The sequence below is a fragment of the Candidatus Symbiopectobacterium sp. NZEC127 genome, from assembly GCF_025962675.1.
In the GTDB taxonomy this organism is placed as follows: domain Bacteria; phylum Pseudomonadota; class Gammaproteobacteria; order Enterobacterales; family Enterobacteriaceae; genus Symbiopectobacterium.
Map to the genome: position 1 here is coordinate 314,365 of NZ_JAGFPG010000001.1, position 12,830 is coordinate 327,194.

Annotated in this window: 10 protein-coding genes; 4 read left to right on the plus strand and 6 right to left on the minus strand. The window is 52.4% G+C overall.

The window, feature by feature from the left end:
• Positions 1 to 29 precede the first annotated feature (29 nt).
• The 3 genes from J5069_RS01440 to mtr form a co-directional block, all read right to left on the minus strand.
• Positions 30 to 1,016, minus strand: coding sequence for a GTP-binding protein (locus tag J5069_RS01440; RefSeq protein ID WP_319801652.1), 987 nt, complete (start codon positions 1,014 to 1,016; stop codon positions 30 to 32).
• A gap of 71 nt (positions 1,017 to 1,087) precedes the next feature.
• Entirely contained in the window at positions 1,088 to 1,660 is a 573-nt protein-coding gene (gene yeiP / locus J5069_RS01445) for an elongation factor P-like protein YeiP (RefSeq protein WP_264625602.1), read from the minus strand.
• Between the two features lie 131 nt (positions 1,661 to 1,791).
• Positions 1,792 to 3,042, minus strand: a complete 1,251-nt coding sequence (gene mtr / locus J5069_RS01450) for a tryptophan permease (protein ID WP_264642178.1) — start codon at positions 3,040 to 3,042, stop codon at positions 1,792 to 1,794.
• 211 nt (positions 3,043 to 3,253) lie between these two features.
• Between mtr and J5069_RS01455 the strand changes: the two genes are divergently transcribed.
• A complete protein-coding gene (locus tag J5069_RS01455) occupies positions 3,254 to 3,508 on the plus strand; it encodes a YkgJ family cysteine cluster protein (protein WP_264642179.1) in 255 nt (84 codons plus the stop codon).
• A gap of 111 nt (positions 3,509 to 3,619) precedes the next feature.
• Here the strand turns inward: J5069_RS01455 and J5069_RS01460 are convergent, their stop codons facing one another.
• Positions 3,620 to 6,214 carry a M66 family metalloprotease gene (locus J5069_RS01460; RefSeq protein ID WP_264642180.1) on the minus strand — a complete coding sequence of 865 codons (2,595 nt, stop codon included), beginning with the start codon at positions 6,212 to 6,214 and terminating at the stop codon, positions 3,620 to 3,622.
• Between the two features lie 293 nt (positions 6,215 to 6,507).
• A complete protein-coding gene (locus tag J5069_RS01465; RefSeq protein ID WP_264642181.1) occupies positions 6,508 to 7,686 on the minus strand; it encodes a sugar efflux transporter in 1,179 nt (392 codons plus the stop codon).
• 420 nt (positions 7,687 to 8,106) lie between these two features.
• On the opposite strand from J5069_RS01465, the gene fruB reads away from it, so the two are divergent.
• Genes fruB through fruA form a run of 3 tightly spaced genes read left to right on the plus strand, consistent with a single transcriptional unit; the run spans position 8,107 to position 11,880 of the window.
• Positions 8,107 to 9,237, plus strand: coding sequence for a fused PTS fructose transporter subunit IIA/HPr protein (gene fruB / locus J5069_RS01470; RefSeq protein WP_264642182.1), 1,131 nt, complete (start codon positions 8,107 to 8,109; stop codon positions 9,235 to 9,237).
• Entirely contained in the window at positions 9,234 to 10,175 is a 942-nt protein-coding gene (fruK, locus tag J5069_RS01475) for a 1-phosphofructokinase (RefSeq protein WP_264642183.1), read from the plus strand. The genes fruB and fruK overlap by 4 nt, the downstream gene beginning before the upstream one ends.
• Positions 10,176 to 10,191: 16 nt before the next feature.
• The gene (gene fruA / locus J5069_RS01480; protein WP_264642184.1) at positions 10,192 to 11,880 is read left to right on the plus strand and encodes a PTS fructose transporter subunit IIBC; all 1,689 of its coding nucleotides are present in this window, start codon (positions 10,192 to 10,194) and stop codon (positions 11,878 to 11,880) included.
• Positions 11,881 to 11,936: 56 nt separating this feature from the next.
• Here the strand turns inward: fruA and nfo are convergent, their stop codons facing one another.
• Entirely contained in the window at positions 11,937 to 12,779 is an 843-nt protein-coding gene (nfo, locus tag J5069_RS01485; RefSeq protein ID WP_264642185.1) for a deoxyribonuclease IV, read from the minus strand.
• Between the last annotated feature and the right edge of the window lie 51 nt (positions 12,780 to 12,830).

Consider the following 12,830-nt stretch of genomic DNA (forward strand, 5'->3'; position numbering starts at 1 on the left):
CAAAATATTAAGAAAAAAACGCTTTAATGCTATTCCTGCAAACTTAAACGAGAGCTCAACAACTGGCTTTGAAACTGGTTCCACGGGGCCGATGCGGTGTGAATCAACTCAATCCGACTGTCCAGTGGGGGAAGCGGTTTGGTTTCAATATGCAGGTCCAATCCCTGCCGATTGATAATCAGCGTGCCTTCGGGAATGCGCATTACGCCTTTAATGCGATCGACCGGCGTCAGCCGAACCCAATCCAACAGGGCGGCAGTGGAAAACTGTGTTTCTGGCGAGAAAATCCAGCCGCAGGCAAAGTAGCCTTGCCCTTCATTGAGCGCTCGTCGCCAGGATTCTCCGCCGGGCAGGCGCAGTGCGGCCAATCCGCGTTCCGAATTATGGGCATGATGATGCGCACCATTCGGCAGTTCGCGCGTATTGCGGCGTGGTTCATCAAGCTGTGACAGTAAGATTTTTCCTTGTGCGGCGCTGACTATCGGGCGATCGCCCGCTTCGGCCTGTTGCCAACGCTGTAGCGCGGCGATGTCGTCTGCGCTGTAGGTATCCTGCTTGTTGGCAACGATAATGTCCGCTGCGGCTAACTGATCGCGAAAGTTTTCGTTTTCGGTATAACGTTTATCCTGTAACTGGCGCGCATCCAGCAGGCAGAGAGAGGCCTGCAAGCTGAGCCAGGGTTGATAACTTTCCGCGGTGAGTAACGAAAGAATCTGCTTCGGGTGTCCCAATCCGGTCGGTTCGATCAACAAGCGGTGTGGCTTCTTTTGTTGCAACAGCACATTCAGGCCAATCTGCATTGGCAGACCGTTCACGCAGCACATGCAACCGCCGGGGATCTCTTTCAATACCGCGCCGCTGTCAGACAATAACGCGCCGTCGATGCCGATTTCACCAAATTCATTGACCAGTACCGCCCACACTTCGTCTTCGGGTTTTTGTGTCAGCAGGTGTCGAATGGTGGTGGTTTTACCGCTGCCCAGAAAGCCAGTGATCAGGTTTACTTTGGTCAACACATCAGACTCCGGAAATGAGAGGTGAACGGGGGGAGAGAGGCGCGCCAGCCAATGACCGGCGCGAGAGAGACTTAGTCGGCGCGGCCCATATAGCGACGCTCAGCGATATGAATACGAATGTTTTCACCCGCGCTCAGGTATTCCGGCACCTGAACCACCAGACCGGTGCTCATGGTCGCCGGTTTGTTGCGGGCGCTGGCTGAAGCCCCTTTAATGCCCGGTGCGGTTTCCACAATTTCCAAATCCACCGTTTGCGGCAGTTCCAGCGCCAGGATTTGTCCATCCCAGGTCAGCACCTGGATGCCCGGCATCCCGCCTTCCGGTATAAACAGCAGCTCGTCTTCAATTTGCTCTTTTTTGAAGATATAGGGCGTGTAATCTTCATCATCCATAAAGACGTACTCATCACCGTCCACGTAGGAGAAGGTGACAAAACGGCGTGTCAGGGTGATGGTATCGAGAATGTCGTCGCCCTTGAAACGCTCTTCAACCTTCAGGCCGGTACGTACATCGGAGAAACGCATTTTGTATAACGTGCTGGCACCGCGAGCGCTGGGGCTTTGGATATCAACATCCTTTACCAACAGCAGCTTGCCACCGTAATTGATCACCATGCCACGTTTGATTTCGTTCGCTCTTGCCATGAAAAAACCCTGTAATAAAGAAAAAGACATTTTTGTGGCGACACGTTACTCGCGCCGCTGAATTCAGGCAAGCGGCATTTTATCATCCGCTCGCGCATTCATCGCTGTCGTTCTATTTTATCGCAGGTCGGTCAGGCGTACACCGGCAGAGCACCTAACAGCGTAAGCAGATGTGCCACGATGTTAATGGCACCAAACGCCAGAACGATAGCCACCAGCCACATTCCACCCGGTGCTCGATAGGTCGTGCTATCAGCAGCAAATCGCTTACGGGCGGCCACCGCCATACAGGCGGGAATGATCACCGCCCACAGCGTTGCCGCCAGCCCCGCAAAACCGATAGCATGTAGAAAACCGTCCGGGTACAGCAAGGCGGCTAGCGTTGGCGGGATAAAGGTAATGCAGGCGGCCTGTGTACGGCCTCGGGGCGTATCTTCTAGCGAAAAAGAGTCGTGAATATAATCAAACAGTCCTAATGAGACGCCGAGGAACGAACTGGCCAGTGCCATATAAGAAAAGGCGTTTAGCAAAGGGATCAGATAAACACTTTGCGCGGCGTTGCCCATGTGCTCAAGCAAATTGCCGATATTGCCGCCTTCGGCAACCACCGCTTTAAACCCGTCGCGCGGAATATTGCCCTGTATGACATACTGCCACAGCAAATAGATTGCCAGTGACAGTAACGTGCCATACAACAGGCTGCGCGCCACCGTGCGGCCCTCTTTGTGATAGTACTTTACCAATCCGGGCACATTGCCATGGTAGCCAAAAGAGGCCAGCAGGTAAGGCAACGCTGCCAGTGCGTAAGGAAAGTAAGGCGCATCCGCGGGGGCGCTCATCAGCAGACGAGGATGGTTGACCTGGGTGAAAAGATCGCTGACGGCCAACACAAAAGTAATCACCATGCCTCCAATCAGCAGGGTGCTCAGCCGGTCCACGGCGCGCGTGGAGAGCCAGACGATAAAAGCGACCAGCAGGGAAAATACCAACCCCGATGTGGCTTGCCCTATGGGAAAAACCTCTGCCAGCGTATGGGTGATGATTGAGCCACCCGCAGAAATGTAGGCATAGGTCAGGATATAAAGCACAAAAGCCACTGACAGACCGTTCAGGGTATTCCAGTGTTTCCCAAGCAGATCTTTCACCATGGTGTGAAAGCTGGCACCGGCGGGGTAGTGCAGGTTGGTTTCCAGAATCATCAGCCCGGAGGCAAACATGCAAAACCAGGTGGCGACCAGCAACAGCACGGAGCCGCTAAACCAGACACCGGCGGTAACAATCGGAATGGAAAACATGCCTGCGCCCACGGCAGTGCCAGCAATGATCATGGCGCCGCCAAAGGCAGAGCGAGAACGGGAAAGCGGGAAAACGTCGGCTGACATTGCAGCTCCAGGGTAAATGTAACGTACTAGTTTAATGATACGGAAAACTTATGGTTAAGTAAATCGTCGATCTGCCACGCAACCGTGAATTAGCCAACGCTTATCAGGATAAACGTAAAAAAAGTGGTGAATATCTCTGTATTGGACTGGTGTTATCGAGCAAATTTGCTAGGCTGAAGCCGCCATTAAACCCGCGTTGCGAGTAAACAGGATGGAATGTCGTTCAGGCTGTGGGGCCTGCTGTATCGCCCCGTCAATATCCAGTCCGCTGCCGGGAATGCCCGAGGGGAAGCCCGCCAATGTACGCTGCCTGCATCTGGACGCCGCGATGCGCTGCGGCCTGTTCGGTTCACCGTTGCGACCTGCGGTGTGTGCGACGCTGCAACCGCAGGCGGAGATGTGTATGACAAACCGTGATGATGCACTGACTTATCTGATCGAATTGGATAGGGCGACAGCGCCCTGAAACGAATAAACGTGGTAAGTGAAGTCTGAAGTGATCTGCCATTGCCGGTGTTAACAATGCCGAGTAAAAAACCGTTTTACTCGGCATTGATGCTACAGCATACGATGTGCGCTATGCGCCATTGACGGTATATTGCAAGGATGAACTGACCGGCTCAATTTTTTTGGTAAGGATTTTAACTCCATTGCGCACCAGCGATACTGCGCGAGGCGTATTGGTTTCTGGAATATTGATGTGAAATTTATTCATTATATTGCTTTCAATTCTTGAATTATGAAGCCGGAAACGTAAAGTCTTATTGCTTGATTCTACCCATAGTTGCCAATCTGCTGACGGTGATACCTCTTGGTTATCATTGTAGATATAGCCATATGCGCCATGTAGTGCAGGATAAATGTAGGGTTGTAAGATCCCTTGAGGATCGTAATAACCAATTAACGTTGTTACCGGAACGCCAAAGGCATAGGGCGCGCGCTCAACTGACAAATCAACCAGCTCGGGTTTCTGAATCCAGCTATTGCCATTAGAGATATAGTAAAGCGTATCTCCACCATTAACGACCCTACGCAGCCCATTAATAAGTAGTTCAGTACTTGACGTTGCAACATGTTTAATAATAATGACTTTTCTATTGTTATCCGGCGAACTGGGCGGAACGGAGATTGTGGGTGTCCAGTGTCCATCCCATATTCCAATATCGACAACGGTATAATCAGCGATATAGGATTGTAGATTAAGTGCTTCGTTATTTACCATGGGAACAGTAATTCTGAATTGGCTCTGATTCAGCAGAATTATTTCATTCCACAGGGTGCCATCGGATTTATAACTGGCCTGAAATCCTCTATGAATCTCGATAGGAGGAGCCTGATTTATATGCAGATAGCTGACGAATCCAGCGTCGTCATCAATGGTTATGACTCGCCCGGCATTGTTTAAATGCGCGATGGGAATGTGGATGTCTCTTGTCCAGTCACCATCGCGTAACACGATTGCCAGAACTGCATTGTTGGATAAAAATGCCGCTAAGGTGGGCGCACTTAAATCCGTATTAGGTGCGGTAAATGGCTTATCAATATCCACCCTATGAATATGCGGCACCATCGTTCTGGTGGTTGGATCCCACATGCGAAAGCCGCTAGGTGAGGTGCTGGAGAAAACCATTTTACTTTCGAGAAAAGTTTGAACAAGCTTTGCGGTATACGGTGTGTGCAGGGTAAAACTGTTAAATGGACTCATCGGTTCCCCATTTGCCATCGGATCAAAACCAAATGAGTGCCCGTAAAAGGGGAGCTGGCAAGTACCCTCAACACAAGACTGCGCATTATCTACCTGTGCTCTAAAGTTTGGCAGGAAAATATCATAACCGGCATCCCACCCCCATGTTGAATTAATGGTATTGGCTGGACGATGTACAGAACCATCAAACCCACCGGGGAAGTGTGACAAATCATAGGCATGTCCTACTTCATGACTGAATTCATTACCGACAGATTCATCCAGTGTTGCCATCCCTGAGCCACCTGAACCGCCGTGGATTTGTACCCCATTTTCATATTTACCCACGCTATTATGTACCGTGATTTGAGCTGAGTTGACAAAGTGCCAGTGGCCTGAGCCCTCCGAACTATTCAGACCATAATTGGCAAAGTTTATTCCTAGGGATATTAATCCTTTACCAATGTCTTCACGTAAAACACCATTATGCCAATCCCCCATGCCTGGTGCGCGGTCAGTATAAAAGTTTCCGTTTGGTAGCATAACTTCGGTTAGATGCACCGCTTGATATGCGCTAACGACCATCCGCGAAACGGGAACAGTTTGGAAATACTCGCGATGAAATTCCGGTGATTCGGTAAAGGTAAACTCATTACGCGGTGGTGTGAGCATGCCAATATCAATGGTATTTAGCAGTAGCTGTGTGGGTGCGCCGACAGGGATATTTTGCAAATCTCCCGTTAAATTGCCGCTAGTAAAGGTCATGGATACGCCAGGTTTAATCCATTGTGGTGGAAGCGTAACACTCCAGGTATGCTGCGCATAAAGAATATTTTCATTGTACAGTGCATTCTCTCTCAACCACCGGCTTTCAAAAAAATTAAATTTTTCTTCATTGCCGGTAAAAATAAAAGTGCTTGTGCCATTATAATAAACGGTGGTGGTTTGACCCGCAGTGGAATTAATGATGATCATGTTTCCGGAATTGGTATTTCGGGGTAGGTAGATGTTGTTAACCCATAACCCATCGGCAATGCGGATCAATACTGATACATATTGTTGTAGCAGACTACTAAGATGGCTTGCCGTGGGATCGTTAAGGGTAAGGAGTTCTTCTTTAGTGTTGATAATGTGGTGAGATCCAGTAGGTGGTGTAAACGAGAGGCCTGAGGGCGTTGGCCTTGGTAAACTATCAGGTGGGTTTAATGATAATGGGCCTAACGTAGAGCCACTTGAATCTTTAACAGTAACGCTCAGATTGTTAACAATAACAGCGGGTCTGACCATTAACAATGTTCTGCGATTTTCCACCAGAGTGGGTTGTGTATCATCAGGGCGTGGAGTAGCAGGGATTATTTGACTTTGTGCGAAATGAACATTCGCTTGTAATGAGCCGGTTAAATCATTGATGCCTTCGTTAGTATTGAAAACTAACGTGTCAGCATTGAAGGGCGACGGAGGGCATGGATGGTGATGATTATTGTTCATATAAAACCTTTTTGTGAGTCATCGCTGCATAATATTCATTATGCAGGTTAATTAATTTTGACCAACGCTTAGCAAGGTATATATTAGGTGTGTGATAAAAGCGGTTTTCGGGTTTTACAAAATCCATTTTTCCCGTAAAAATTTACTTTTTTATTTTAGTTGATATAAGAAACTGCATTATCGCTTGTATGAAAATAAGAGATTGCTTACAGCTGTTGTAAACATAATAAAATTCGCAGGATGTTATCCTGCGAATTATTATTGATTGAATTATGACGGTATTTTAAAGGCGACTATACATCCTTGATTTTCCACATACAGTAACCCGCCCCGACGCTCATTAACAGGGAGATAAAAAACACGGCGTGATACCCCCAGAATTGTGCCACGATGCCCGCCAGCGACCCGGAAATGATCCAACCCACGCGGGTGGTGTTGGTAAACAGTGTTGTAGCGGTGCCCGCTTGTCCTGGCATTAAATCCTGAAAATAGAGCATGCCAATACCGGCCAAAATACCGATGAAAACAGCGTTCAGCAGCTGTAATGCTAACAGCGCCCACTCTGCGCTGAACAGCACCAGTCCGACATAAAATAGCAGTCCTGCGCCGACGGCAATACGCATCAAAAAGCGTTTGCCAACGCGTTTTGCCACATAGCCCGCAATCAACATTACAGGAATTTCCAACCCTGCTGCGGTGCCCATCATGATCCCGGCCAGCTTCTCAGACAGCCCCAGGGCGTTGACCACATAGAGCGGCATGGAAATCAGGTAAACCCCGTTACACGTCCACATGGCGGTACAGGCGAAAAAAAGCAGCAGCGTGTCGTGCCGGTTTTGACGTGGCGATGCCAGCGTAGTATCCGTTTTCAATGCGGATTTCGGCATTGAGGGGAGCAAAAAGGTCACCAGCGCGCCGCATAACAAAAAGACAACCGCTGCGCTGAGGTACATCACCGGGAAGCCAAAACCCAGCGCCAGAGCAAACGCCACCGGCGGGCCAATCACCCAGGACAGGGAGATCTGGGCACGCATCACTGAGCTGAACATCGCCGCTTCACGCCCCGTGCGATCGGCATGCTCGCGCGCCAGCGCGAACAGCTGTGGGTTAGCGGTCGAACCAAAGCTTGAGAGAATGACGCCGACAATCAGCAAGATAAAGTAATTGCGGTTCCAGGCGTACAGCACACATCCCAACGCACCCAGTATGCAACAGTGCAGAATCAGCCGTTTACGATCGCCTTGCTTGTCGGAGCGCGTTGCCAGCATTTGGCTCACGACAATGCCGATAACGGCACTGCCCGTGTAGTAGAGCCCCACCATCAGCGGGTTTACCTTCACTTCGGTCGAAAGGAACAGGCTCAACGTCGGCAATTGCAATGCCCCGGCAATACCGGTCAGGAAAGCAATAACCAGGAACGCAGAGGATGTCAGATCGGGCTGACGCCGCAGTACGGAGTTCAATATAGACATAATTAACAATCTAGGGCAGTGCGTTTGTGAGTCAGAAAACGTATGGAAGATACGCGCGTGCAAAAAACGTGCAAGATGAGAGTCAGTGCCGTTTGAGTCAGAAAATGCAGGCTGTAATCACACAGCGCGCGTATTCTACGCGAGCATTGCGCATTCTGAAAAGATGTTTCATCTTTTTTGCTTCAGCAGGCCTTCAGCTAGTATGGTTTTTCACTATCAATTCAGCATGCTGAATAACTAAAATGTGCGTGATGTCAAAAATCCATCACATGAATGCCGTGGAATATTTGCATAAAAGCAACATTAGGCACAGACTCAGTGAAACGTTTCAGTCATCCTTTTTTTGCATTGCTTGCCATTTGTGGCCTTATATCTTCATTTGTTTGCTGAAACGATTCAACAAAAGCGGAGAGGAGCGTCATGTTCCAGTTATCACAGCAAGATATTCATATGGGGGCGACTGCTGGTAATAAGCAGGACGCTATCCAGCAAGTGGCGGCCGCGCTGGCTGCTGCCGGGTGTGTCAGCCCGGCGTATGTCGATGGCATGTTGCAGCGTGAACTGCAAACGTCGACCTATTTAGGCAACGGTATTGCTATCCCACACGGCACAACCGATACGCGCGATCTGGTGTTGAAAACCGGCGTTCAGGTGTTTCAATTTCCGCAGGGGATTGCCTGGGGAGAGGAAACCGCCTATGTGGTGCTGGGTATCGCTGCGCGTTCTGATGAACACCTGGCGTTATTGCGTCAGCTAACCCACGTGTTAAGCGATGAAAACGTTGCAGAGCGTATGGCAAAAACGGCGTCAGCAGAAGAGTTGCGCAGTTTGCTGATGGGTGAGCAGCAGGGCGCGGATTTCCGTTTTGATACCTCGCTGATTACGTTGGACGTCGCAACTGACAGCCTGCTGACGCTACAGGCGCTGAACGCGGGCCGCTTGCAGCAGATCGGTGCCGTCGATGCCGGGTTTGTCAGCGCCGTCGTCAGCCAGAAGCCGTTGTATCTGGGTCAAGGGGTGTGGTTGAGCGATAACCCACAGGGCAATCTGGCGAGTGCTGTCACCGTAAGCCGCCCGACTGCTGCGTTTACCGCACATGATGAGCCGGTGGCGCTGTTAATTACGGTTGCCGCCGCAGATGAACAAGCGTTGGCCCCGATTGATTATTTAAGCAACCTGCTGATTGCGCAGAAAGCTGAACGCTTGCTGAAGGCCGATGCTGCCACGCTGCTGGCATTGCTGACCAGCGACGTACCGGAAGACAACGACGTGCTGACCGCAGATTACACCATCCGTAACGAGCACGGACTGCACGCACGTCCGGGTACCATGCTGGTGAATGTTATCAAGCAGTTCACCAGTGAGATCACGGTGACCAACCTTGACGGTACGGGTAAACCGGCCAATGGCCGCAGCCTGATGAAGGTGGTGGCGCTGGGCGTTAAAAAGGGCCATAAGCTGCGCTTTACCGCAGCGGGCAGCGATGCTGAACAGGCGTTGGTTGCGATTGGCGAAGCGATTAATTCTGGATTAGGAGAGGGCGCAGCATGAGCAGGCGAGTTGCCACCATTACCCTGAATCCCGCGTATGACCTGGTGGGATATTGCCCTGAGATCGAACGGGGTGAAGTCAACCTGGTGCAAACGGCGGGTCTTCACGCCGCAGGCAAAGGTATTAATGTTGCCAAAGTGCTGAAAGACCTCGGGATTGACGTCACGGTGGGTGGATTTCTGGGCAAAGACAATCAGGACGGCTTTCAGCAATTGTTCAGCGAACTGGGCATTGCCAACCGTTTTCAGGTTGTACCCGGCCGCACGCGTATCAACGTCAAGCTGACGGAAAAGGCCGGTGAAGTGACCGATCTCAACTTCTCCGGGTTTGATGTTACACAGCAAGACTGGCAGCGCTTCGTCAATGATTCGCTCAGTTGGTTAGGGCAGTTCGACATGGTTGCGGTCAGCGGCAGCTTGCCAGCGGGCGTCGATCCGGATGCGTTTACCGATTGGATGTCACGCCTGCGTACCCAATGCCCGTGCATTATTTTCGACAGCAGCCGTGAGGCGCTGGTCGCCGGGCTGAAAGCCGCGCCTTGGTTGGTGAAACCCAACCGTCGTGAGCTAGAGATCTGGGCTGGCCGCAAGCTGCCCACGCTGGAAGATGTGGTAGACGCTGCCCACGCGCTGCGCGAGCAAGGTATCGCTCATGTGGTGATCTCGTTGGGGGCGGAAGGTGCTCTGTGGGTTAACGCCTCGGGTGCCTGGTTGGCCAAGCCACCGGCTTGCGATGTTGTCAGCACCGTAGGTGCCGGTGATTCGATGGTCGGCGGATTGATTTATGGCCTGTTAATGCGTGAATCGAGTGAACACACCTTACGACTGGCAACCGCAGTGTCTGCGCTGGCCGTAAGCCAAAGCAATGTTGGCATTACCGATCGACCTCAGTTGGCCGCGATGATGGCGCGCGTCGACCTGAAACCCTTCAATCACTAACAGCAAGAGATAGATCATGAAAACGCTGCTGATAATAGATAAATCACTGGGGCTTGCCAGAAGCCACCTGGTGAAAAAACTGCTCGGCGCGGCGGCCGCGAAAGCGGACCTGACGCTGACTGACAAGATCGATGAAAGCGAACTGGCGATTGTCTTGGGCGGTGCACTGTCTGCCGACAGCGCGCTACACGGCAAAAAGGTGTATGTCGGTGATGTTGAGCTGGCTGCAAGCCAGCCAGAACAGTTCCTGACGCAGGCCAAAGCGCAGGCGGAGCCGTATCAGGCACCCGCGGCGGCACCGGTGAGTGCGCCTTCAGTGCCGCGTATCGTGGCAGTGACGGCGTGTCCGACCGGCGTGGCGCACACCTTTATGGCAGCAGAAGCCATTGAGCAGGAAGCGAAAAAACGCGGCTGGTGGGTGAAAGTGGAAACGCGCGGCTCGGTGGGCGCCGGTAACGCTATCACCCCGGAAGAAGTCGAGCAGGCCGATCTGGTTATCGTGGCAGCGGATATTGAAGTGGATCTGTCGAAGTTTGCTGGCAAAAAAATGTACCGCACCTCAACCGGCCTTGCGCTGAAGAAAACGGCGCAGGAACTGGATAAAGCGCAGGCAGAAGCCACGGTGTACCAGTCATCGGCGCAAAGTGGTGCACAGCCAGCCAGTACAGGACAGAAAAAGGGCGGCGCCGGACCGTACCGCCATTTGCTGACGGGCGTGTCCTACATGCTGCCGGTGGTGGTGGCGGGCGGTTTGTGTATCGCGCTCTCATTCTTGTTTGGCATTGAGGCGTTTAAAGAGGAAGGTACGCTGGCAGCACACCTGATGACCATCGGGGGCGGTTCTGCCTTTAAGCTGATGGTACCGGTGTTAGCGGGTTACATTGCATTCTCTATTGCTGACCGTCCCGGTCTGGCTCCGGGGATGGTTGGCGGTATGCTGGCCATGAGTACCGGTGCGGGGTTCCTGGGCGGTATTATCGCGGGCTTCCTGGCGGGTTATCTGGCGAAAGCGCTCAGTGACCATGTCAAGCTGCCGCAAAGTATGTCTGCTCTGAAGCCGATCCTGATTATTCCGCTAGTGGCGACGCTCATCACCGGTCTCATCATGATCTACGTGGTAGGTACGCCGGTGGCGAAAATCCTGACGGGCTTGACCAGCTGGTTGCAATCCATGGGCACGGCGAACGCGGTGATCCTGGGCGCAATTCTGGGCGGCATGATGTGTACCGATATGGGCGGTCCGGTGAACAAAGTGGCCTACGTGTTTGGTACCACACTGCTCAGTAGCCAGATTTATGCGCCGATGGCGGCGGTTATGGCCGGAGGCATGGTTCCGCCGTTGGCGATGGGCCTTGCGACGCTGGTGGCCGCGAAGAAATTCAGCGCGTCCGAGCGTGAAGGGGGCAAAGCCGCATTTGTGCTCGGCCTGTGCTTTATCTCTGAAGGGGCAATCCCTTACGCGGCGCGTGATCCGATGCGCGTACTGCCGTGCTGTATTCTGGGGGGCGCCATTACTGGGGCGCTGTCGATGGCCGTGGGCGCACACCTGATGGCACCGCACGGCGGGCTGTTTGTGCTGTTGATCCCAGGGGCGATCACGCCGGTACTGGGCTACCTGTTCGCGATTCTGGCGGGCACGGCGGTGGCGGGTCTGCTGTATGCTGTGCTGAAACGTCCTGACGAGCAGTTGGTGAAAGCGGCGTAAGTGGTAAGCCAATACTGAACGCGATGCGAAAACGCCAGCCGTAAGGCTGGCGTTTTTTATGCGGCTTGTGCTTTTAGCCAGGCAATTTCATCGGCCCAGATATCCGGGTTAACGGTTTCCAGAATCAGCGGAATGCCGTCAAAACGCGGGTCGCGCATGATATAGCGGAAGGGCGCGTGCCCGATGTTTCCCTCTCCCAGACTGTGGTGGCGATCGACGCGGCTATTAAAGGCGCTTTTGGCGTCATTAAGGTGCATACCGCGCAGATAATCAAAACCCACGGTACGCTCGAACTCGGCAAAGGTGTCATCACAGGCGGCGTCGGTGCGGAGATCGTAGCCACCGGCAAAGGCGTGGCAGGTATCAATGCAGACGCCCACGCGGGTTTTATCCTCGACGCCATCGATGATGGCCGCCAGATGTTCAAAGCGGAATCCCAGGTTGGTGCCTTGCCCGGCGGTGTTTTCGATGACGGCCGTTACGCCTTGAGTGGCATCAAGAGCGATATTGATCGACTCGGCAATACGCGCCAGACAGTCACGCTCATCAATCTGTTTCAAATGGCTGCCGGGGTGAAAGTTAAGCAATGACAGCCCCAATTGTTGGCAACGCGCCATTTCATCAATAAAGGCGCTGCGTGATTTCTCCAACGCGTCGCTGTCCGGGTGACCGAGATTGATCAGATAGCTGTCGTGGGGAAGAATCTGTCCCGGTTGGTAGCCGTACTGCTGGCAGGCAGCCTTGAACTGCGCAATGACCGTGTCGGATAACGGTGAGGCCTGCCATTGGCGCTGATTTTTGGTGAACAAGGCAAATGCGGTTGCCTTGAGTTCGTGGGCTCTGATGACTGCCTGATCCACACCGCCGGCCGCGCTGACGTGTGCGCCTACATATTTCATGCTGTTCTCCTTATTGCTCTGGCGCACAGTATGCCATTGTTATTAACCAAA

Bases quoted from the DNA above. Each gene is read 5' to 3' on its own strand.
- mtr (WP_264642178.1), bottom strand. From the start codon at position 3,042: ATGTCAGCCGACGTTTTCCCGCTTTCCCGTTCTCGCTCTGCCTTTGGC.
- yeiP (WP_264625602.1), bottom strand. From the start codon at position 1,660: ATGGCAAGAGCGAACGAAATCAAACGTGGCATGGTGATCAATTACGGT.
- fruA (WP_264642184.1), top strand. From the start codon at position 10,192: ATGAAAACGCTGCTGATAATAGATAAATCACTGGGGCTTGCCAGAAGC.
- nfo (WP_264642185.1), bottom strand. From the start codon at position 12,779: ATGAAATATGTAGGCGCACACGTCAGCGCGGCCGGCGGTGTGGATCAG.
- J5069_RS01460 (WP_264642180.1), bottom strand. From the start codon at position 6,214: ATGAACAATAATCATCACCATCCATGCCCTCCGTCGCCCTTCAATGCT.
- fruK (WP_264642183.1), top strand. From the start codon at position 9,234: ATGAGCAGGCGAGTTGCCACCATTACCCTGAATCCCGCGTATGACCTG.
- J5069_RS01455 (WP_264642179.1), top strand. From the start codon at position 3,254: ATGGAATGTCGTTCAGGCTGTGGGGCCTGCTGTATCGCCCCGTCAATA.
- J5069_RS01465 (WP_264642181.1), bottom strand. From the start codon at position 7,686: ATGTCTATATTGAACTCCGTACTGCGGCGTCAGCCCGATCTGACATCC.
- fruB (WP_264642182.1), top strand. From the start codon at position 8,107: ATGTTCCAGTTATCACAGCAAGATATTCATATGGGGGCGACTGCTGGT.